This window comes from Thermococcus sp. GR5 (genome assembly GCF_012027535.1).
GTDB lineage: Archaea > Methanobacteriota_B > Thermococci > Thermococcales > Thermococcaceae > Thermococcus > Thermococcus onnurineus.
In genome coordinates this window covers 13,783-33,139 of the sequence record NZ_SNUN01000007.1, presented here as the reverse complement: position 1 = coordinate 33,139, position 19,357 = coordinate 13,783, and the positions used below count along the sequence as shown (strand labels likewise).

The window sequence follows — 19,357 nt, the reverse complement described above, 5'->3', positions numbered from 1 at the left end:
ACCATGGAGTCCCGAAGGGAAGAGGAAATCACTCCCGTCGATATACTCCTTCAGCTCGTCCAGATGGGAAAGGTGGATCCGTGGAACATCGATATAGTCGACCTTACAGAAAAGTACATAGAAAGGCTCAGGGAGATGAAGGAGCTCGACCTCCGCGTTTCAGCGAGGGCTATCTTAGCTGCTTCAATCTTGGTCAGGATGAAGAGCGAAGCTTTGCTGTACGCGGACGAGGAAGATGAGGAAGAAAAGCACGAGGAGCACATCCGCGTCGAGGTCGAGCCTCTGGCACCTCCGCTCAGGAGGGTGGAGCGCTACTACACCTTTGATGACCTGCTGGATGCCCTTATGGATGCCCTTGAGGAAGCCGAGAAGAGGAAGCCGCGGAAAAAGAAGAAGGTCGAGATAGAAGAGGAGATATTCGTCGTCGATGACTTCAGAGTTGACATTGAGAAGCACGTCAACAGGCTCCACGAGATAGTCAGGAAGCTCTACAGCGAGACCAGGGAGCCGATAAGGTTCTGGGACCTGGTCTTTGACCCCACTCCGAAAATAGTTGCCAGAACCTTCCTCTACCTTCTCTTTCTCTCCAACATGGGCAAGGTCGAGCTGATTCAAGAGGAACCCTTCGGGGAGATATACATAGTGCCCGTCGGGGAAAATGCTTAGCATTCTCTCTCCTTTCTCTTCGCTGGCCTTAAGGTTATTGCCAAAAGCGGCCCTTCGCTGCCTATGTAAAGGCTCCTCTTCTCTCGGTTGATGTAGAAGCAGTACTCACCCTCTGGAATCAGCTCGACGAACTTCCTAGGAACGGTCTCCCTAGCGAGTCTGCCATCGAGAAAGACACACTCGTAAGGACGTTCTATCTTTTCGACACGGTGCCTTATTTCCTCCAGAGGGAGCCTTTCGCACTCGAGCCTAACACAGACGAGGCTCTTTCGCCCGTCAGTGAATATCACGACCTTATCGTTCACGTCTATCCTTTTCGAGCGCTCCAAAAACTCCCAAAGTGCAGAATAAACCCTTTCGAGCTTTCTTCTTTTAGCGAGTCTTTTGACGAGTCTCTCCTTGGCGTGTCTCGTGAGTAGCATGACCTCAGTTCGTCCGAGAATTTATAAACTTCGTCGAGGAGATAGGAGTATGTATCTCCGCAGGGACTTAATCCAGCCGCGCGTTTACCAGGAGGTCATCTACGCGAGGTGCAAGGAGAGTAACTGCCTTGTTGTTCTGCCAACCGGATTAGGAAAGACGCTCATCGCGATGCTTATCGCCGACTACAGGCTTCAAAAATACGGCGGTAAAGTTTTAATGCTCGCCCCTACAAAGCCTTTGGCTTTACAGCACGCGGAGAGCTTCAAAAAGCTCTTTGACATTCCTCCGGAGAAAATAAACGTCCTGACAGGGGAGCTCTCACCTAAAACAAGGCAGGAAATCTGGGAGAAAAGCGTGATAATAACTGCCACGCCTCAAACGATAGAGAATGACATTTTAACAGGCAGGATCTCCCTTGAGGACGTTGTACTTCTCGTCTTCGACGAGGCCCACAGGGCGGTGGGCAACTACTCCTACGTCTTCATAGCAAGGGAGTACCTCAAGACTGCTAAACATCCGCTTGTTCTTGGCCTTACGGCCTCCCCTGGAAGCGACGAGGTGAGGATAAGGGAAATAATCAATAACCTCGGAATAGAGCGCATCGAGATAAGAACCGAGAGCTCGCCGGATGTGAAGCCCTACGTCCATAGGATAGCCTTTGAGTGGGTCAAGGTCGACCTTCCAGGCGTCTACAAGGAGGTCCGCTCCCTCCTGAGGGAGATGCTCAAGGAGAGCCTCAAGCCCCTCGCCCAGTTTAAGCTCGTGAGTTCATACTCGCCGGAAATCTCAAAGAAGGAAGTTCTCCAGGCGGGCTCAAAAATCAATCAGGAGGTCGCGAGGGGCAACTACGAGATTGGAAGGCTGAGGATGTACCAGGCTAAAGCAGTCAAGCTCCAGCACGCGATTGAGCTCCTGGAGACGCAGGGACTGACCGCCCTCCGTGCTTATCTCAAAAAGCTTCGCGAGGACAAACGGACGAAGTCAAGCAGAGAGCTGATGGAAGATCCTCGTATGAGAAAAGTGATATATCTCTTAGTCCAGGCGAAGGAGCTTGGAATAGACCACCCCAAGATGGAGAAGCTCAAGGAGCTCGTTAAGGCCCAGCTGGAGAAAAAGCCGAACTCCAAGATAATCGTCTTTACCAACTACCGCGACACAGGAAAGAAGATAGTCGAGGAGCTTCGAGCGATGGGTGTCAGCGCGGAGCGCTTCATTGGTCAGGCCAGCAGGAGCAACGACCGGGGCATGAGTCAGAAACAGCAGAAAGAGACGTTAGAGCGCTTTTCTAGGGGTGAGTTCAGCGTTCTGGTCGCCACAAGCGTCGGTGAGGAAGGTCTCGATGTCCCCGAAGTCGACCTGGTAATCTTCTACGAGCCCGTGCCTTCCGCCATCAGAAGCATCCAGAGACGTGGACGGACTGGAAGGCACAGGCCGGGTAGGGTCGTTATCCTCATGGCGAAGGGAACGCGCGACGAGGCCTACTACTGGAGCTCCAGACGGAAGGAAAGGGGAATGTTTGAGGCGATTAGGAAGATAGCCCGTGAGCTTGAGGCCGAGATGAAGGAGAGGGAGGATATGAAGAGGGGTAAGATCACTTCCCTCGATGCTTTTCTAAAGCCCAAGAAGAAGCCGGCTGAAGAAAAAGCCGAAGGAATTGAAGAGGCTGAGAAGCCCTCTGAGGGGAAAGTGGAAAAATACGAAAAGGCCGAGCCCTCGAAAGAGGAGCTCTACGAGAAGCTCCCGATAAAGCCCGTCTTTGTCAGAAGGCCAAAGGGCATAGTCGTTTACGTTGACAGCAGGGAGCTAAGAAGCGGCGTGCCAAAGCATCTCAGGGAGCTCGGGGCCGAGGTCGAGGTAAAGACGCTTGACGTTGCTGACTATGTGGTGAGCGAAGAGGTCGGAATAGAGCGCAAGAGCGCCAACGACTTCATACAGTCCATAATCGATGGAAGGCTCTTTGACCAGGTGGAGAGGTTGAAGAAGGCCTATGAGAAGCCCGTGATAATTATCGAGGGGCAACTCTACGGTATAAGGAACGTTCACCCCAACGCGATTAGGGGTGCCATAGCGGCTGTCACTTTGGACTGGGGCGTGCCGATACTCTTCTCCTCTGGGCCGGAAGAGACTGCCCAGTTCATCTACCTGATGGCCAAGCGCGAGCAGGAGGAGAGGAAGAAGGAGGTAAGACTGAGGAGCGAGAAGAAGGCCCTAACTCTTGCCGAAAGGCAGCGGTTGATAGTCGAGGGACTGCCCAACGTCTCGGCCACTCTGGCAAAGAGGCTCCTCAAGCACTTCGGCAACGTCGAGAGGGTTTTCACCGCCACGGAGGAGGAGCTTCAGGAAGTTGAAGGCATCGGCCCGAAGAAGGCGAGGGAGATAAGGAAGGTGATAACGGCACCTTATGTGGAAGAGGAGTGAGGCTTGGAAAGCACTGAGTCCATTCCATTCACTCTTACGGTAATCTTGGGGATGTCTCCCATGCTCCGGAGCTTTCCGTCGGTCAGAAAGGCCAGTACGAGGTAGTTGATCCGCCGGTTCTCTGGAAGCTTAACTTTTACATAATTGGGTGAGGTTACTGCAATCTTCCCGCTTCCGCTGTAATACACTCGCTTCCATTCGATCGGGACTTCCACGGTTATGGTCTCTACGTTGTTTGCTCCTTCTGCATCGTAGATGCTGAGGAAAATCACGGCCCATCTCTTTGTTATGAGGCCCACTCCGTCTATTCTCTGACTCTCATCTTCCGTAAATGGTTCGAAGGTAAAGTCTCCCCCATTGGTGCCATTCCTCAGGCCATATTTCCCGTATCCTAGTGTGTTGTTTTTGAAAACGTATGATATTCCAAAAAGTTCCGCGTTTGGTTTTTTGGCCTGATAGAGCTCTTTCAAAATTTCTAGGGGATAGTTTGGACTCTTCTGCTCTATGTATGCTCTCTCAAGGGCTTCGGCAACTTCCGTTTCATTTGAGATTGTCCTGCCCAGCGGGATAGTGTATCCTTCGAGGATTTTGTAGTCTACTATCGGGCATACTCTCATTTCCGGCAGTTGATTGGCTGAATCCTCACTTGAATATGAGAAGAGTGCTCCAAGTACGAAGCCTATCATAATCCCGATCATCAGGGCAGTAAGTATTTTTCTCTGCACACTGGTAACCACTGAATTTACGCTTGTGTGGTATAAAAGAATATCGACTTTGAATGTATACTGGTGATGTGCCCCCGGGGAGCGAAGGGAGGTCACAGCTCGCCGAGGCGCTCTCCTCCCCGCGGTTTCCCGGGGGCGTTTAGAGTTTCTCCTTTCCAAACTTAAGCTTTACCTCGTGACGATGGCGTTAACCCCCGCGGCGGCAAGGGTCAGCAGCTCGAAGACCTTGTAGGCTTCCTCCACGGTTTTTGCCTCGAACTCGACAGTCTTTCCGTCCAGTCTCTTGATGAACGGGAGAAGTTCAGCGGTATCTGCCATGTCGCTTCTCAGGAAGCGGACCCTAACGTTCACTGGCTCCTCCGTTTTCAGCGGCTTTGCCTCACCGTTCTTGAGCCTCTCAACGGCCCTGGCAATCCCCTCCTGGAGCTCCCCTCTGAGCCTCACCATGCTTGGACTTTTGGCTGCATAGCGTGAGGGCGATTCCTTGAATGCCACTCCCTCAACCCACGGGGTGAACCTCTTAACGTCCTCCTCGATGAGCCTCCTATCACCGCCGACGAGGATTACCGGAACATTCCAGCTTCCCAGGAGGTAGGCGTTCAGGAGGAACTCGCTGACCTCGACGCCGTTTATCTCGAGCCTGTCTATCGAAGCCCCGCTGTAGGTGTGGTCGAAGGTTGCGTAGCTCGTTCCGGCTTTGGCGTGGTAGCCGAGGAAGAGCGCTGCATCGCTTCCCTTGGCGAAGGCCACCATGCTCAGGGGCCTTGGAAAGCCCCTAACGAGCTCTACGTACTCAGGCATTTCCTCCGGGATGACGTTCACCATCGGGCCGTGGCTGTCGGCAACTACGACCTCATCGAAGCCGTTCCGGTGGAGGGCCTCTGCGGTTACCTTAACTATCTCGGTCGCTATCCTTCTGGCCTCGTTGTAGAGGGCCCCTTTAACGAAGAGGTGCTCCCTGCTGACGATGTAGGGGAGCCCCTCAAGATCGACGGAAATAAAAGCGCGCATGGGCATCACCAAGATAAAAATCGAAACGATAAAAGAAAAGTCTTGCGGTGGCTTTTCATAACCTCTGGGAATATTCCTGATAGGATTCGATAATCCACGCTCATGAAAAAGGTTATATAGACCTTCTTTCATAAAATAAAGCGGTGATGGGTATGCAAATTGTTGAACTTGACATAAGATTGCCCTATGAGGGCAGGGGAAAAATTTTAGGCCGGTTGTATGAAAAGGTTAGGGGCAAGATTCGCGACATACACTTCTTCCCGCCCGATGTGGAGGGTATAAGTGAAATTAGAATGGAGATAGTCGAGGACGACGCTCCCAAGCTTCTCTCGGAGCTCAGAAAGATAATTAAGAAAGGAACCGTCACTTTTAAGGTCCTCTCCGAGGCTTGACTTTATCCTTTGATTCCTCTTATTATGCTCTCCAGCCTCTTCTTGGCCTCTTCCAGCGAGCCGGCTTTCTCTATTGCAGTTCCCGTAACGATTATATCTGCCCCCGCCTTTACCGCAGTTCTGGCCTGCTCCCCGCTCTTTATTCCCCCGCCAACTATTAGCGGGACGTCTATAACCTTCTTGACGACGGCTATCATCTCCGGCGGAACTGGCTCGGGGGCACCGCTTCCTGCCTCGAGGTAAACGAGGCGCATCCCTAAGTACTGGCCGGCCAAAGCGTAAGCCGCAGCCAGTTTTGGCTTGTGCCTTGGGATAGGCTTTGCATCGCCGACCCATCCGACGGTTTCTCCAGGCTCGATTATGAGGTAGGCCATTGGAATCGGCTCTATTCCGTAGCGTTTCACCTGGAAGGCCCCAAGGGCCTGAGCACCGGTTATGAAGAAGGGATTCCTCGAGTTAAGCAAGCTCATGAAGAATATCGCATCGGCATACTTGCTTATTCCACCATGAGAGCCCGGAAAGAGTATAACCGGAAGGTTTGAGCTCTCCTTTATCGCCTTCACGACGTTGTCAAGGACTTCTCCTTCGGCTCCGGTCGAGCCACCAACCATTATTGCATCAACGCCGGCCTCTTCACTCATTCGGGCTATCTCTCCAGCCTCCCATACTTTGTCCGCAAAATCGTCTGGGTCGAGAAGAACGAAGTGAAGCTTTTCTTTTTCGAGCTTTTCGTGGATGTAAGCTTCTACCTTCCCAATTTTGACCTCCATTTTCTCTCACCGAATTCTATAATCTCTTCCCTGCTTTTAACCCTTTTCCACTTGAGGCCGAGCCTTTCGAGGATTTCGATGAGCACACTGTCTGGTTCTTTTTCAAAGCGGTACAAGTTGGTGCTCACCCTGACATCTCCGGCGCCGAAGCCCTCAACGGGCTCACCGTACTTCGCGATCTCCAGTGATAATTTCTCCTCAAGTCTCTTCTCGCTCGGTATCAGATAGGCCTTCAGAAGCTCTGCTTCTCTCAGCAGGTAATCGATGTGCCAGTGGAACTTCTTCTCCCTCCTGAAATGTCTCTCCACCCGCTTTTCGAGGGAGTTCATGGCAGAGCCAACGTAAACGTAGTAACCTCTCTTCAGGAAGAACTCCCGCCTTTTGGTAGCTATCCTTTTATCCTCCCCGAGTTTGATGACTAGAAAATACGAACCCTTCATGGACCTGGATTCCACTCAGGGTTTATAAACCCTTGACTCATAGTTCCCTCAGGTGTGATGCATGGATGAGAAAAAGAAGAAGCGCCCTATAGATGAGTTCGCCTGGCAGGAGTACGATAAAGGAGAGTTTGAAGAACGCTTTCCAGCTTTGGCGAGGGAGCTTGAGGAGGAGGGCGTTCCGATAGACGCTTACAGAACGGATGAGGCCAAAGCCATAGCTGAGGAAGATGAGCTCAGGGACTTCTCCGGCTACAACCCAACTGTCATAGACTTCCTGAGGAGATGTGAGACAGACGACGAGGCGCTCGAGATCATCAACTGGATGGAGGAGCGCGGTGAGATAACCCACGAGATGGCCAAGGAGCTCAGGATAACCCTTGTCCAGAAGGGCGTGAGGGCATTCGGTCCGAAGAAGGAGTGGGGTTGGTACGAGCGACACGGGGGGAGGTAAGGCCTATTCCTGCTCCTGCTGTGTCCTCTCAAGGCCTTATTATAACTTTTAAGGGATTGGTTGAATTCCATGATGGAACTTCTCAAAAGATGTCCCGGACACTTGGAAATACAAGATGAGAAGAATAAGACAAGAAACAAAAATTCTCAACCTCAGATGTTGCCGATTCGCTGGAGTACCATTCCCTCGATCCTTATCGGCTCTGCCCTTCTGGCGAAGACTATCGCCTGGTCGAGTCTGGCCTCGCTCTCGGCGTATATAGTGAATAGTGGGTCGCCTTCCTTGACCTTCTCGCCAACCTTGACGTAGAGCTCTATTCCGGCGCCCTTGTCCTCCGGCGCTCCGGCAGCCCTTGCGATTCCGGTTATCGCCTTGTTGTCTATTGCGGTGATGTAGCCGCTCGTCGGTGCGGTGAAGGTGTAGGTCTTGTCGCCTATCGGTATTTCCTCCGGCTTGATGTCCGGGTTTCCGCCCTGCTCCTCTATGATTTCACGCATCTTCTGGTAGGCCTTTCCGCTCTCGAGTATCTCACGCGCCATCTTCTTACCCATTCCTGATGGAGCAACACCGCCCATCTCGAGGAGGATTCCAGCCAGGCCTGTCGCCTTCTCTATGAGGCTTCCCGGGCCGGTTCCGCTCATCAGTGCTTGAAGCGCCTCTCTGGCCTCGAGGGCGGGGCCAACGGTGTGGCCTATCGGCTGGCCACCGTAGGTTATCGCGACCTCAACGTACTGGCCGAGCCTCTTTCCGAGCTCTATGAAGTCTCTTGCCAGTGCACGGGCTTCGTCAACGGTCTCTACCTTGACACCCTTTCCGGTCGGGATGTCTATAAGGACGTACTGGCTACCCATAGCGTATTTCTTTGACATTATGCTCGCCAGCATGAGGCCGACCGGATCGATGCTCAGCGCGCGCTCGGCTTTAATGGTAATATCATCTGCCGGAGCGAGGTTGAGCGCGCCTCCCCAGACCATACAAGCACCTATCTTTTCGACTATTCTCTTTATCTCGTCTAGACTGAAGCTGACCTCTGCAAAGACCTCGACAACATCGGCCGTTCCTGCGGCGCTGGTGATAGCCCTCGAAGATGTCTTTGGTATGGTAAGGCCTGCCGCCGCAACTATCGGGACAACTAGGATGTTGGTCTTGTTTCCTGGGACACCGCCAATGCTGTGGACGTCCATGATGGGCTTTCTGTCTATGTCGAGCATGTCGCCGGTCTCTGCCATGGCTATGGTCAGGGCTGCTATCTCGTCCATGTCGAGGCCATTTATCTCAAGGGCAGTGACGAAGGAGCTTATCTCGATGTCGCGCAGCTTCCTATCAACGATGTCCTTGACTATAGTCTCAATCTCGACCTTCCTGAGCTTTTCGCCGTTCATCTTCTTCTTTATATAGCGGACGCTCTCAGGGGCTCCGCTGGGTAGCACTGTGACGACCTCTCCCTCGGAAAAGTTGTGGAGTTGGAGTACATCTTTGCTGATTCCGATTTCACCTTCTTTCACGAGGTTGCTTATGGTGACGCTGCCGTATACAGTCTTCTTCCCTGCCTCAAGCTTAACAAGGTCATCCGGGTGGAGCTTTGCTTTCTTCGCCTCTTTCTCATTGATAAACACCGAATACCTCCCGCTGTACATGTCCAGTATCCTAACCTTCGCCTTCATTTTCATCCCTCCATTCACTCACGAGTTCCCAATATTGCGCAAAAGAGTACTTAAATGTTTTCAACTGAAAGACTGTTAAAATGCACCCAACCGTCCATAGGGCTAGGCAGACAAATGTAAAAGAAGGTCAGCCGCTGAGTCCTTGACCGTATTCGACGGTGGGCTGGAACTCTCCATGAAGCTCTCTAGTGCTCAGAAGCACCCTAATTATGTCTGGCACCACAGCTTTAACTGAAGGGGGCAGAAGACCCTCTCCTTTGAGATAGTAGTTCACGACCTCACTCAGTGGGGCGCTTACTAGTTTGCCATTGAAGACATGGACGGCCTTATCATCGACCTCGACTATCCTATCTGGATAGCCGAGCCTGACTTTCATAGCGCCCCACCTCCACTTTAGGATTAGTAGAGAGGGGCTTTTAAAATTTAACGCCACAGAAATGTTTAATAACAAAAGGATTAGAAAAGCTCAGAGGTTCCTGACTTCTTCGTCTATGGATTCTTCGAGGGTCTTCTCCCATTCCTCGATGTCAAAATCGACCAACTCGCTCTCGAGGTCCTCCTTGAGACTGGTGACACGCCTCTTAAGGGCATTCTTGGTTTCTTCGTCGTAAACGACGTAGTACGGGTTGCTTTTGGCGGAGTAGTAGAGCATCAACAGTACGATATTAAGCACTATGAGGATGATGACTATTCCGTAGAGGAGCGCGCTGGCCATCATTTCTTCCCTCCGAACAGTGCTTTGAACACTCTCTTGATCGGGCTCTCGGGCTCGGGGGCCTGCCACCTGATACCTGCGAGCTTTGCCGCAAGCTGCTTGATGGCTATCGCAGCTGGGCTGGTTGGGTTCTTGATGACGAGTGGAACACCATAGGCACTGGCGCGCTTGACCTCAGGATCCTCAGGAATCATCGCCAGAACCGGAACCTCAAGGATGGCCTCGATTTCTTCCTGGGTGAGCTCGGTCTTCTCGTTGGTGACTCTGTTGAGGATGGCACCGAGCGGGAGAGTTCCTAGCTTCTCTGCGATGAGTTTAGTCTTGAGAGAGTCAGTAATGGCTGAAATCTCCGGGTTGGTAACGATTATAAGCTCCTTACCTATGAGAAGGGCAGTAACTGACGTCATCTCGAGACCAGCAGGAGCATCGATGAGAACGAAATCTGCCATCTGGCCGATTTCTCTGATTAGCTGCCTGAGTCTCTCAGGCTTGGCCTTTTTTATTTTCTCAAGACTGAGACCACCCGGGATGACCTTGACGCCGGCGGGACCCTCGTAGATTGCATCCTTGAGATCTGCCTCTCCTGCGAGGACATCGTGGAGTGTTATTGGAATGTCCTCCATGCCAAGGACGAGGCTCAGGTTGGCCATTGTGATGTCAGCGTCCAGCAGAATAACTTCCTTTCCAAACTGGGCCAGTGCGACACCCAGGTTTGCAACCGTCGTTGTTTTACCTGTTCCACCTTTTCCAGATGCAAAAACAATTGAACGGCCTTCCAAAGTTGACACCCCCAGTATGAGCGGTAACCGCCCTTTCCTATAAAGCGTTTTGAGTCTCGATTTTATACGGGCTGCTGTTTTGCGTGTATGAAGTATGCTGGCAATACTTTTATTTTTTGCGGTTCGTCCAACCCGGGAAAAGAAAAGATAGAAGAAAAGCTATTCACTACTTACTCTTTCTCAGCTTCTTTTTCGAGTTTTGCTCTGGCAGCATCTGCGGTGTCAGCTAGACTCCTGAAGAGCTTGAGCATCTCCATTGGCAGCGTTAGTACTATTACGTTGCTCTTGTCACTGGAGACATCGCTTATCGTCTGGAGCGTCCTGAGCTGGAGTGCCATCGGATGTTCGGATATTATCTCGGCAGCCTCTCTAAGCTTCTCGGCGGCCTGCCTCTCGGCCTCTGCCAGAAGGATTCTTGCTCTCCTCTCCCTCTCGGCTTCTGCCTGCCTTGCCATGGCCCTCTGCATTCCACTCGGCAGTTCGACGTCCTTGATCTCGACGGTGCTGACCTTTATTCCCCACGGATCAGTAGCCTCGTCGATTATCTTTTGGAGCTGAAGGTTGAGCTTATCCCTCTCACTGAGGAGCTCGTCGAGGTGGGCCTGGCCGATCACGCTCCTTAGCGTCGTCTGAGCAATCTGGCTGGTGGCCATTATGTAGTTGCGGACTTGGGTGACGGTTTTGATCGGATCAATGACGCGGAAGTAGACGACCGCGTTGACCCTGACCGGGACGTTGTCCTTGGTTATGGTCTCCTGAACCGGAACGTCGAGGACGCGCGTTCTGAGGTCTACTATAACAGCTTTTTCGAATATTGGTATGATGAAGAACAGACCTGGGCCTCTTGCTCCGACTATCCTACCAAGCCTGAAGATAACGGCCCTTTCGTACTCCTTGACTATCTTTATGGCGGAGGCCAAAATAATCAAAACAAACAACAAAACAATACCCAAAACCATTGTGCTAACTGCCACCATCTCAATCTCCCTCCTTTTCCACTATAAGAGTTAGTCCCTTGATTTCAACAATCCTGACCTTCTCCCCTGCTGGAATCCTGCTTCCGTCTTTGCTGAGGGCCTTCCAGAGCTCTCCGTGAACCCTGATCATGCCTTCAGGGTTGAGCTCCTGGATGACTTTCCCTTTGGCTCCAATTAGCTCTTCTTTTCCTGATTCTGGTCTCCTCCTGTGGGCTTTCACTGCCGCCGCTGCTCCGAAGGCGAAAAATAGCCCCATTAGTATTGCCATGACGATGATAACTATCCTTAACATTTCGTAAATGGCTCCGCTCACCAGGTACTCACCTCCACCGCTTCCGAATAGCATTATCCCTCCGAGAATGAATGTAATGGTTCCCGCCACAGTGAAAAGGCCAAAGGTTGGCGTCAGGGCCTCAGCTATGAAGAATATCATTGCGAGGACTATCAGAAGGAGTCCTGCACTGCTGTAGCCGAAGTATCCGAGGCCTATCAATCCAAGGACGAGCATTATGGCTCCCGCTGTCTCCGGCACGTGCCAACCGGGAGTTAGGAATCCAAAGATTATTCCGATAAAGCCAAGGTTGAGAAGGATATAGGCTATAGTGGGGTCGGTTATGTACTTAACGACGGTGTCCTTGAAAGATGGCTTCAGGTAAACAACGCGCGCATCTTTGAAGTTGAGAACGACTTTTCCCTTCCCTTTGACCGGAATCTTGGTCTCCATCCCATCTGTTTTCTGGAGAAGGTCGTTGACATCGGTCGCTACGACTTCGATAACGCCGTATTCAAGAGCCTCTTGTGAGGTGACGCTCCTGTCCTCAGTGATGAACTGTTCTGCAAGGGTGGCGTTCCTTCCGCTCATCTCGGCCAGCTCGCGCAGATACGTTATGTAGAAGTTGACTATCTTAGCGGGTGCCTCAACTATGCTGCCGTTTGCACCGTAGCCGAGTATTGGCCTGCAAGCCCCAATGACGGTTCCGGGAGCCATGGCTATCAGGTGAGAGCCCAGGGCTATATACGTTCCCGCGGAAGCGGCCATTCCCCCTGAGGGATAGACGTAGATTATAACTGGAACCTTGGCGTTCTGTATCCTCATCACTATCTCCTGCATTGCGTCGGCCCTTCCTCCGGGGGTGTTGAGCTCGATGATGATCGCCGATGCATTGGCCTTCTCGGCCTCGCTGATGTACCTGTCGAACTGATCCACGGTGTAGCCGGTTATCATGCCGTCTATTTTGGCAACATAAACTGTGTTGCCATGAGCATGTGCACTGGGAAAGAACGTGACGAACAAAATGAGCACGATCAGGACAATCTTTAGCTTCATATCTATCGCCTATTATTAATACTACTACATAGTTTAAATCTTTTGCCTATTTTCCAAAAGTGATTTATATGACTAAGGCCAACTCCAGACCATGAGTCTGAGGGCGCTCGTCAAACTTTATCGAGTCTCGAGGGGTAAGGAGAAGGTGGGGAGAGCCTGGAAACTTGTCCGTGAGTCGGCTAAATACGCTCATTATGAACCGTACTGGGAGTTTCTGAAGGAAACTTTTAACGTTCGGGCAGAGGATATAAAGGAGGCGATGCGCTTTTTGGAGGAATCCGGAGAACTCGAGATCAAACGCTCCACAGATGGTAGGCGTCTTTATGTCTTGACGCTAAAGGATATAAAGGAGAACCCCGTTAAGCTTGACCGATGGCTGGGATTGACCTGAAGAAAACGACCCATGAGATGGTAAAGAACGGCACGTGGAAGTTCGACGGAATCTTCTGGCAGGCCTTCGAGAACGGTCTGGTTGGCTTTGACGGAGAGAACTTCATATTCCCTGATGAATGGGATAAGCATGAAAGGAAAGAAGCAACGAACAAGCTGAAATTCATCCTTGGCCTCGATACAGATCTGGACTCCTTTTACAACGAAATTGTCGATTCAAGATTCGCTTTTCTTATCGATGAGTTCTACGGCCTAACAGTTCCCGCCGCCCCAAGCCCGTACCAGGCTCTTGTTGAGGTGGTAGCGCAGCAACAGATTAACTTTGAGTTCGCCCAGAGGACGATAAGGAACCTCGTCAAACTGGCCGGCAAAAGGATTGGTGATCTTTACGTCTTCCCGAGCGCTGAAAAAATAACGTCGCTGAGTGAAGAGGAGCTTAAGAAGGCAAAGCTTGGCTACCGCGCGGGGTACATAAAGTTCCTCACGGAGCTCTACCTTAATGGCGAGCTGAACCTTGAGCTATGGGACTGGAGGGAAGAGGACTCCATTAAATACCTCACAAAGTTCCGCGGAATCGGGAAGTGGAGCGCCGAGCTGTTTCTCCTCTACGGTCTAAGGAAGAATGTTTATCCTGCGGGTGACCTGGGGCTGAGAAGGGGGGTAGCAAAGATTTTTGGGAAGAACGTGAAAGAAGTCAAAGAGAAAGACGTCCGCGAGCTCATTGAACCCTACGGAAAGTGGAAGAGCCTTCTGGCATTCTATGTCCTCTGCTATGATAGGAAAACTGAGATGGAGCGGAAGAGAAAATGAATAGACTCCAGATAGTCTTGCCTCGTGAGAAGTTCAAATCTCTGAAGGACAAAGACCTTGAAGCCCTTATCAAAGAATACCTTCCAAAAGTTGAGAAAACGTTGAAAGCCGAGCGCGAAGAGATTTTGGGGGAGAAAGCTAAAGCACTTGAGGAGAAGCTCCGCGAGATGGAGAGCGAGCTTGAGGAGCTGAGAGAGTTTTACAAGAAGGCTTTGAAAGATAGAGAGCTCATGATGGCCGAGAGGAACAGGCTGAGGAAGGAGAACGAGGAGCTGAGGAGGAAGCTGGAAGAGAAAAAGAGAGAGCTGGAGAACCTTCATGAATCGTGAACGATTCGTTTATGGGGCGTGAACAAAGTGAAGCTCATAGTCAAACCCGATAAAGGGTTCGGCAAAATTGAGATTGAACTCAGCAACGAGCTCTGGGGGAAAATAGAGAGGCTTAGTGAGGAATACGGCGTTTCTCCAGAGGATGTTATCGAAATCGCCCTTCTCGGAGAGTTTAAGATGCCCAAGGGGGAACTTGAGGAACTTGAAAAGAAGGTTGAAGAACTCGAGGAGAAGGTGTGGGAGCTGGAGAAGGAGTACGCTCCACTGCGCTTCAAGGCTTACGGTGTAAGTGAAGACAACAAAATCCTCGCAATTGAGCTCTCTGGCCTTACCGCTGAGAACAGCCAGCTCAGGCGCTTCTTGAGACTGAAGCCTGAAAGAAACCTCGAGCTGAGAAAGCTTATATCCTACTACCTCCAATGAACGACCGCGGATGATGACAGCGAATTGCACCGAGCTTCGTGATGACGAGGACTGGCCCTGACGCCGCCTGGGGAGGCGGGTGACGAATCCAAGACGGGATGAGGAGAACCGATGATATACCCTATGAGCGCCGACGCCTCCTCGGGCGCTTTCTTGGAATGAGCCTCACGGGGCTCCCACAATCTGGACAGATTCCGTCAGGAGGTTCGCTCGTGAACTTCCTCCCGCAGCCGATGCAGACGTAGTTCCAGCGGATGACCTTCTTTATTCCGCGCTTAAGGGTCTTGAACTCTATCCCAAGAACCCTTGCGATGTTCTGGAGGTTATAGTCGTCAGTGAAGAGCGTTCCCTTAAGCTCGTAAGCCAAGGCGAGGATTTCTATATCTGCTTCGCTCAGTTCCCCGAGCTCGCCGGTTCTTTTGGCCGCTTCCTTAACGGCCTCAATGCTCTCGCGTGAAGGCGTCAGCACTCTAACCTTCCCCGCGTTAATCAGGCCTTCCAAAAAGAGCCTCGACTCGGGGTCTTTAACCTCTTCTACCACCTTGGGGGTAGTTACGCCTTCGACGTCAACCCCCTGGATGAATATAGCGGCATCTATCGCGAGCATGTTCTTAACTCGTGGAAACCCTTTTTTAGATTTGGGTCGAAATGAACCCCGGTGGTGAAGGTGAAGGTTGACCTGAACTCGGACCTGGGTGAGAGCTTCGGCCGCTATAAACTTGGTCTCGATGAGGAAGTCATGAAATACATTACCAGCGCTAACGTTGCCACCGGCTGGCATGCGGGAGACCCGCTCGTCATGAGGAAGACTGTCAGACTTGCGAAGGAGAAAGGTGTTGCCGTTGGAGCACATCCGGGTTATCCAGATTTGCTTGGCTTCGGGAGGAGATACATGAAGCTGACTCCTGAAGAGGCGAGGAACTACATTCTCTACCAGATAGGTGCGCTTCATGCCTTCACAAAGGCTGAGGGGATGGAACTCCAGCACGTCAAGCCCCACGGTGCCCTTTACAATGCCCTCGTGAAGGATGAAGAGCTCGCAAAGGCCGTGATTGAGGGAATCACCGACTTCGACAGAAGGATTATCTTCGTGATGCTCTCCGGCTCAAGACCGGCAGAGATTGCCGAGGAGATGGGACTAAAGGTTGCCCATGAGGTCTTCGCCGACAGGGCCTATAACCCGGATGGTACGCTTGTTCCAAGGGGGAAGCCCGGGGCGGTAATACACGACAAAGAGCTCATAGCCGAGCGCGTTGTCTCTATGGTGAAGGACGGCGGCGTTAAAGCCATCAACGGGGAGTGGATCGAGCTTAGAGCCGACACAATCTGTGTCCATGGAGACAACCCGAAGGCAGTGGAGATAGCAGCTTATATCAGGCGCGTCCTCGAAGATGAGGGCATCAATGTAGTGCCTATGGGTGAGTTCATAAGGTGAGAACATGGTCAAGTTCAAACCAGCTGGCGATTTAGCGCTTGTTATCTCCTTTGGCGAGGTAATAGATGAGAATGTAAACAGAAAAGTCCACGCTGTGGCGAAAGCCATCGAGAGGGCTAATCCAGAGTGGCTCATCGAGGTTGTCCCAACCTACTCAACCGTTTACGTCTACTACGACCCGCTCATGGTGAGCTATACCAAGGTCGCCGAGGCAGTGAAACCTTTCCTCTCCGCTGAGTCTGATGAGGAAAAGTCGAGAATAGTCGAGATTCCAACGGTTTACGGCGGTGAATTCGGGCCCGACATCGAGTTCGTCGCTCAATACAATGGCCTCAGCGTGGATGACGTCATCGAGATCCACTCGAAGCCTCTGTACAGGGTCTACATGCTAGGCTTCACCCCAGGCTTTGCCTATCTGGGTGGAATGGACGAGAAGATAGCCACCCCCCGCTTGGAAAAACCGAGGCTGAAAGTTCCCGCCGGAAGCGTGGGCATAGCTGGAAAGCAGACGGGCATATATCCCCTCGAAAGTCCCGGTGGCTGGCGGCTCATCGGCAGAACTCCTCTGAAGCTTTTTGATCCAAGGAAAGACCCACCGACGCTCCTCCAGCCTGGCGACTACGTGAAGTTTGTGCCGATAAGTGAGGAGGAGTTCCGGGAGCTTTACAGAGGGGGTCAGGGCAATGATTGAGCTTCTCCAAGTCCCCTCACTCCTAACCGTCCAGGATCTTGGCAGAACCGGCTACAGAAAGCTTGGCGTCCCAGTGAGCGGCGTCATGGACGAAGTGAGCGCGAGACTAGCCAACTACATAGTTGGTAATCCGGACAACGCCCCGGTTCTTGAGTTTCCCCTTGCGGGCCCAACCATCCGCTTCAACGCTTCGGCAGTTTTCGCGGTAGCTGGAGACGTTGAGGCCAGACTCAACGGGGTTCCGATTGAGCCGTGGGCGAGCCACTGGGCAAAGAGGGGCGATGTTCTTGAGGTCGGAACGCTGAAGAGTGGCCTCTATGGCTACATTGCCTTCGCCGGTGGAATAAGGTGTGAAAAACTCTTGGGAAGCTGTTCGACCTATGCAAAAGCTCACCTCGGAGGACCCCTAAAGGCTGGCGATAGGCTAAGCCTTGGATACGCGATTCTGACTGGAAAGGAGGGCAGGTACCTCCCCCGGGAGCTGAGGCCCGATTATTTGGCAAAGGAGAAAGTTATCCGCGTAATCCTCGGGCCGAACCTTGACCACTTTACCGAACACGGAATAGAAACCTTTCTGAGCGAGACCTACACGGTAACCCCCGAATCCGACAGGATGGGCTACCGCCTCGACGGACCGGCGATAGAGCACTCGGAGAAAGGAGCCGACATCGTAACGGACGCCGTTCCAATCGGCTCAATTCAGGTTCCGGCAAACGGGAAGCCGATAATCATGATGGCTGATGCCCAAACCACTGGCGGCTACGCGAAGATAGGGGTAGTTGCTCGGGTTGAGGTTCCGCTGGTAGCTCAGAGCAGACCGGGTGAGAGGCTGAGGTTCAAAGCGGTGAGTGTCGAAGAAGCACATGAACTTTTAAGGAGGCGCGAGAAGATGATGACAGTGATAAAAGCCTTTCTTAATGGAGAGCTCAGGGCATACAGGATCAAAACAGGAGGAGAAGAGTTGATAGCGTTTGCAGAAGTAGAAAAAGAATAGAAGAGGGCGTCACTCCTTTTTCCTCATTACTTTGACGAGCTTGTAGGTTCTTCCGTTGCACTCCACATCGCCGAGGATTTCTATGATTTTGACGCTGTCGCCCTCGAAGAGCCCCTCCGGACGGAACAGGTCACGTTTCTCCGGGTCACTGCAGTCCACGAAGCTCAGCTTTATCACAGAACCCGCTATGGCCAGCCTTGGTTCGATGGCTATCTCGATGGAAGGCTCCACAACCTCGACGACCCTGACCTTGCCCTCGTGGAGAGGGCAGGAGTGCGAGGGCATGCTCCTTACGCGCAGAATCTTGTAGCGCCTTCCTGGTTCAAGGTTTCCAACGCAGACCCCTGCGAGCTTACAGGTCCTGCACGGTTCTGCTGGGCCGTAATATATGAATTCAACCCCAGGCCTTGCCAGTTTTTCCCCGACTAACGTGATTATTGCCATTCCAAACACCTCCATGAATGATGATCCTTAGATGACTCCTGTGATTTTAGCGGCCTTTTCGGCTGCCTCCCTCGTCAGGCCATCCTTTCCGAAGATTGTATAGCGCTCTGGCCTTATCGTGTGAGCAATCGTGAGCGCCTCGATGATATACTCGGGGTCAATTCCCAACTCATATGCGTTAGTTGGTGCTCCCACCTTCTTTAAGGTTTCCCTAATTTTCTCCCATCTAAGGCCATGAAGGTAGGCCACTATTATGGTCCCTACTCCGCACTGTTCGCCATGCAGAGCCGGTTTCGGCGCTATCATGTCGAGCGCGTGGCTGAATAAGTGCTCAGCGCCGCTTGCCGGCCGTGAGGAACCGGCTATGCTCATAGCAACGCCGCTCGAGATTAAACCCTTTATGACCTTTCTCACGCTATCCTCGTTGCCGAGCCGTATGATATCAGCATTCCTTATCACCATTTTGGCGCTCATCAGACTTAAGGAGGCAGCGTACTCGCTGTAGTACTCGCCCCTTATTCTGTGAGCCAGTTGCCAGTCCTTTACAGCGGTGAAGTTCGAGATTATGTCTCCGACACCGGCCGCTAAATAGCGGTACGGGGCGGTTTTGATAACCTCAACGTCGGCTATGACTGCTATCGGGGGAATAGCTTTGATAGAGGTCTTCGCTCCCAAATCCTTTATCGAGGCGTTAGCGCTTGCTATTCCATCGTGGGAAGCTGTGGTTGGAAAGCTGATGAACGGGATACCCGCCTTGAAGGATGCTAGCTTGGCGATGTCTATTATACTCCCGCCGCCAACGGCTATGAGCCAGTTAACGTTTTCGTCCCTTATTTTATCCAGCGTTCTCTCAACCTCGCCCATTGTGGCCTCTCTTACGATGAGCGAACTAACCTCGAAGGCCTCCTTTAGGTTTTTCTCGACGTCCTTCCCGGCGATTTCCTTAGTCTTTGGGCCGTAGAGTATGAGAGCCCTCTCGTCAAGACTCAGCCTCTTTGCAACGTTAACGACTTCTCCCTTGAGGTTCTCGCCCAGCAACACTTCCCGCGGCAGCTGCATTAAGTGCATCCCCATCACCGTCCG

General features: G+C 52.1%; 25 protein-coding genes. 11 read left to right on the top strand and 14 right to left on the bottom strand.

Annotated features, from left to right (window positions below):
- The first annotated feature begins 3 nt into the window (after window positions 1-3).
- Window positions 4-666, top strand: coding sequence for a ScpA family protein (locus E3E33_RS07690; protein ID WP_012572031.1), 663 nt, complete (start codon window positions 4-6; stop codon window positions 664-666).
- Here the strand turns inward: E3E33_RS07690 and E3E33_RS07685 are convergent.
- Window positions 663-1,088 (bottom strand): hypothetical protein, encoded by a 426-nt coding sequence (locus E3E33_RS07685; protein ID WP_167711901.1) that lies wholly within the window; start codon window positions 1,086-1,088, stop codon window positions 663-665. The genes E3E33_RS07690 and E3E33_RS07685 overlap by 4 nt on opposite strands.
- A gap of 49 nt (window positions 1,089-1,137) precedes the next feature.
- Between E3E33_RS07685 and E3E33_RS07680 the strand changes: the two genes are divergently transcribed.
- Window positions 1,138-3,507 carry a DEAD/DEAH box helicase gene (locus tag E3E33_RS07680; RefSeq protein ID WP_167711902.1) on the top strand — a complete coding sequence of 790 codons (2,370 nt, stop codon included), beginning with the start codon at window positions 1,138-1,140 and terminating at the stop codon, window positions 3,505-3,507.
- Here the strand turns inward: E3E33_RS07680 and E3E33_RS07675 are convergent.
- Both E3E33_RS07675 and E3E33_RS07670 read right to left on the bottom strand, forming a co-directional pair.
- Window positions 3,489-4,232 carry a hypothetical protein gene (locus tag E3E33_RS07675; protein WP_167711903.1) on the bottom strand — a complete coding sequence of 248 codons (744 nt, stop codon included), beginning with the start codon at window positions 4,230-4,232 and terminating at the stop codon, window positions 3,489-3,491. The two genes, E3E33_RS07680 and E3E33_RS07675, sit on opposite strands and share 19 nt — an antisense overlap.
- Window positions 4,233-4,400: 168 nt before the next feature.
- A complete protein-coding gene (locus E3E33_RS07670; protein WP_167711924.1) occupies window positions 4,401-5,243 on the bottom strand; it encodes a M55 family metallopeptidase in 843 nt (280 codons plus the stop codon).
- Between the two features lie 152 nt (window positions 5,244-5,395).
- Here E3E33_RS07670 and E3E33_RS07665 point away from each other — a divergent pair, with 152 nt between their 5' ends.
- The gene (locus tag E3E33_RS07665; protein ID WP_167711904.1) at window positions 5,396-5,635 is read left to right on the top strand and encodes a hypothetical protein; all 240 of its coding nucleotides are present in this window, start codon (window positions 5,396-5,398) and stop codon (window positions 5,633-5,635) included.
- Between the two features lie 2 nt (window positions 5,636-5,637).
- Here E3E33_RS07665 and E3E33_RS07660 read toward each other — a convergent pair whose 3' ends face one another.
- Both E3E33_RS07660 and E3E33_RS07655 read right to left on the bottom strand, forming a co-directional pair.
- Window positions 5,638-6,405 (bottom strand): geranylgeranylglyceryl/heptaprenylglyceryl phosphate synthase, encoded by a 768-nt coding sequence (locus E3E33_RS07660; RefSeq protein WP_167711905.1) that lies wholly within the window; start codon window positions 6,403-6,405, stop codon window positions 5,638-5,640.
- The gene (locus E3E33_RS07655; protein WP_167711906.1) at window positions 6,381-6,845 is read right to left on the bottom strand and encodes a DUF123 domain-containing protein; all 465 of its coding nucleotides are present in this window, start codon (window positions 6,843-6,845) and stop codon (window positions 6,381-6,383) included. The genes E3E33_RS07660 and E3E33_RS07655 overlap by 25 nt, the downstream gene beginning before the upstream one ends.
- A gap of 61 nt (window positions 6,846-6,906) precedes the next feature.
- Here E3E33_RS07655 and E3E33_RS07650 point away from each other — a divergent pair, with 61 nt between their 5' ends.
- A complete protein-coding gene (locus tag E3E33_RS07650; protein ID WP_167711907.1) occupies window positions 6,907-7,296 on the top strand; it encodes a DUF2095 family protein in 390 nt (129 codons plus the stop codon).
- A gap of 152 nt (window positions 7,297-7,448) precedes the next feature.
- On the opposite strand, the gene E3E33_RS07645 is transcribed toward E3E33_RS07650, so the two are convergent.
- The 6 genes from E3E33_RS07645 to E3E33_RS07620 all read right to left on the bottom strand — a co-directional run bounded on the left by E3E33_RS07645 (window position 7,449) and on the right by E3E33_RS07620 (window position 12,758).
- The gene (locus E3E33_RS07645; protein WP_167711908.1) at window positions 7,449-8,960 is read right to left on the bottom strand and encodes an AMP phosphorylase; all 1,512 of its coding nucleotides are present in this window, start codon (window positions 8,958-8,960) and stop codon (window positions 7,449-7,451) included.
- A 127-nt stretch (window positions 8,961-9,087) separates the two neighbouring features.
- A complete protein-coding gene (locus E3E33_RS07640; protein WP_167711909.1) occupies window positions 9,088-9,336 on the bottom strand; it encodes a hypothetical protein in 249 nt (82 codons plus the stop codon).
- A 90-nt stretch (window positions 9,337-9,426) separates the two neighbouring features.
- Complete coding sequence (locus tag E3E33_RS07635; RefSeq protein ID WP_012572020.1) at window positions 9,427-9,678, bottom strand: hypothetical protein; 252 nt, start codon at window positions 9,676-9,678, stop codon at window positions 9,427-9,429.
- A complete protein-coding gene (gene minD / locus E3E33_RS07630) occupies window positions 9,675-10,454 on the bottom strand; it encodes a cell division ATPase MinD (protein ID WP_012572019.1) in 780 nt (259 codons plus the stop codon). Before minD ends, E3E33_RS07635 begins: the two co-directional genes overlap by 4 nt.
- 170 nt (window positions 10,455-10,624) lie before the next feature.
- Window positions 10,625-11,431: a slipin family protein gene (locus tag E3E33_RS07625; protein ID WP_012572018.1), complete on the bottom strand. Its 807-nt coding sequence runs from the start codon at window positions 11,429-11,431 to the stop codon at window positions 10,625-10,627.
- Between the two features lies 1 nt (window position 11,432).
- Window positions 11,433-12,758, bottom strand: coding sequence for a nodulation protein NfeD (locus E3E33_RS07620; RefSeq protein WP_167711910.1), 1,326 nt, complete (start codon window positions 12,756-12,758; stop codon window positions 11,433-11,435).
- Between the two features lie 91 nt (window positions 12,759-12,849).
- Between E3E33_RS07620 and E3E33_RS07615 the strand changes: the two genes are divergently transcribed.
- Genes E3E33_RS07615 through E3E33_RS07600 form a run of 4 tightly spaced genes read left to right on the top strand, consistent with a single transcriptional unit; the run spans window position 12,850 to window position 14,710 of the window.
- Complete coding sequence (locus E3E33_RS07615; protein WP_012572016.1) at window positions 12,850-13,149, top strand: hypothetical protein; 300 nt, start codon at window positions 12,850-12,852, stop codon at window positions 13,147-13,149.
- Window positions 13,131-13,958 (top strand): DNA-3-methyladenine glycosylase, encoded by an 828-nt coding sequence (locus E3E33_RS07610; protein ID WP_167711911.1) that lies wholly within the window; start codon window positions 13,131-13,133, stop codon window positions 13,956-13,958. Before E3E33_RS07615 ends, E3E33_RS07610 begins: the two co-directional genes overlap by 19 nt.
- Complete coding sequence (locus E3E33_RS07605) at window positions 13,955-14,287, top strand: hypothetical protein (protein WP_167711912.1); 333 nt, start codon at window positions 13,955-13,957, stop codon at window positions 14,285-14,287. The genes E3E33_RS07610 and E3E33_RS07605 overlap by 4 nt, the downstream gene beginning before the upstream one ends.
- 27 nt (window positions 14,288-14,314) lie before the next feature.
- Complete coding sequence (locus E3E33_RS07600) at window positions 14,315-14,710, top strand: hypothetical protein (RefSeq protein WP_167711925.1); 396 nt, start codon at window positions 14,315-14,317, stop codon at window positions 14,708-14,710.
- Window positions 14,711-14,831: 121 nt separating this feature from the next.
- Here the strand turns inward: E3E33_RS07600 and E3E33_RS07595 are convergent, their stop codons facing one another.
- On the bottom strand, window positions 14,832-15,317 hold the full coding sequence (locus tag E3E33_RS07595) for a type II toxin-antitoxin system VapC family toxin (RefSeq protein WP_167711913.1): 486 nt from the start codon (window positions 15,315-15,317) through the stop codon (window positions 14,832-14,834).
- A 60-nt stretch (window positions 15,318-15,377) separates the two neighbouring features.
- Between E3E33_RS07595 and E3E33_RS07590 the strand changes: the two genes are divergently transcribed.
- The 3 genes from E3E33_RS07590 to E3E33_RS07580 are packed head-to-tail and all read left to right on the top strand — an operon-like array spanning window position 15,378 to window position 17,830.
- The gene (locus E3E33_RS07590; protein WP_167711926.1) at window positions 15,378-16,145 is read left to right on the top strand and encodes a 5-oxoprolinase subunit PxpA; all 768 of its coding nucleotides are present in this window, start codon (window positions 15,378-15,380) and stop codon (window positions 16,143-16,145) included.
- 4 nt (window positions 16,146-16,149) lie between these two features.
- Entirely contained in the window at window positions 16,150-16,836 is a 687-nt protein-coding gene (pxpB, locus tag E3E33_RS07585; RefSeq protein WP_167711914.1) for a 5-oxoprolinase subunit PxpB, read from the top strand.
- The gene (locus E3E33_RS07580) at window positions 16,829-17,830 is read left to right on the top strand and encodes a biotin-dependent carboxyltransferase family protein (RefSeq protein WP_167711915.1); all 1,002 of its coding nucleotides are present in this window, start codon (window positions 16,829-16,831) and stop codon (window positions 17,828-17,830) included. The genes pxpB and E3E33_RS07580 overlap by 8 nt, the downstream gene beginning before the upstream one ends.
- A 9-nt stretch (window positions 17,831-17,839) precedes the next feature.
- Here the strand turns inward: E3E33_RS07580 and E3E33_RS07575 are convergent, their stop codons facing one another.
- Both E3E33_RS07575 and E3E33_RS07570 read right to left on the bottom strand, forming a co-directional pair.
- On the bottom strand, window positions 17,840-18,274 hold the full coding sequence (locus E3E33_RS07575; protein ID WP_167711916.1) for a UPF0179 family protein: 435 nt from the start codon (window positions 18,272-18,274) through the stop codon (window positions 17,840-17,842).
- Window positions 18,275-18,301: 27 nt separating this feature from the next.
- Window positions 18,302-19,342 carry an NAD(P)-dependent glycerol-1-phosphate dehydrogenase gene (locus E3E33_RS07570; protein ID WP_167711927.1) on the bottom strand — a complete coding sequence of 347 codons (1,041 nt, stop codon included), beginning with the start codon at window positions 19,340-19,342 and terminating at the stop codon, window positions 18,302-18,304.
- Between the last annotated feature and the right edge of the window lie 15 nt (window positions 19,343-19,357).